This window comes from Collinsella sp. HCP3S3_E5, from assembly GCF_052067635.1.
Lineage (GTDB): Bacteria > Actinomycetota > Coriobacteriia > Coriobacteriales > Coriobacteriaceae > Collinsella.
In genome coordinates, this window is sequence record NZ_JBQHQF010000067.1 from 1 (window position 1) to 611 (window position 611).

Consider the following 611-nt stretch of genomic DNA (forward strand, 5'->3'; position numbering starts at 1 on the left):
CGTCGTCGGTGGAGTACTCCGAGTCCCGCATGGATGCGCTGCTGTCGGTGATGCGTCTGGCTGGCTTGGTGGCTGTGGTGGATCGTGCCGGAGTGCTCCAGGGCGTCCCGGATGCTGGGTCTGGTCAGGTGTGGGAGGCGTCTGCCGCCGATGTGGTGGAGTGGGTGCCGGTGATGGACCGGGACGGGCTCCGCAATGGCTGGGTGGTGACCTCGGAATCTGAGTCTGGCGAGCCGTTGCGGGGGGCCGAGTTCGAGCGCTCCGGGCCGTTGGCGTGGGACGCGTCTGGGTTTGGTCGGGTGCCTGAGTTTCTGCACTCCCCTCTGATGAGGACAAACGCGCAATGCGCGGTAGCTGCGCAGACAATGGCGGCGAAGGCTCGGGCGGCGCGCCGCCAAACCCTCACCGTGACGTGCGCTCCCGACCCGGCGCTGGATGTGCTGGACACGCTGCGGCTGCGGCTGCCGACCAGGACGATCGATGCGCTGATCACAGGCATCAGGATGCCGCTGGTGGATGGTCTGATGCAGCTCACGGCTTCGGCTGGGTGGGGGGTGCTGACTGATGTCTGACCCGCTCGCTGATGCTGTCGTGGATGCCCTGACGCCTGC

Annotated in this window: 1 protein-coding gene; it reads left to right on the forward strand. The window is 67.4% G+C overall.

Going from position 1 to position 611, the window contains the following annotated elements:
- Positions 1 to 572: hypothetical protein (locus ACTM82_RS09015; RefSeq protein WP_441088554.1), on the forward strand; the 572-nt coding region annotated here is incomplete at its 5' end.
- Between the last annotated feature and the right edge of the window lie 39 nt (positions 573 to 611).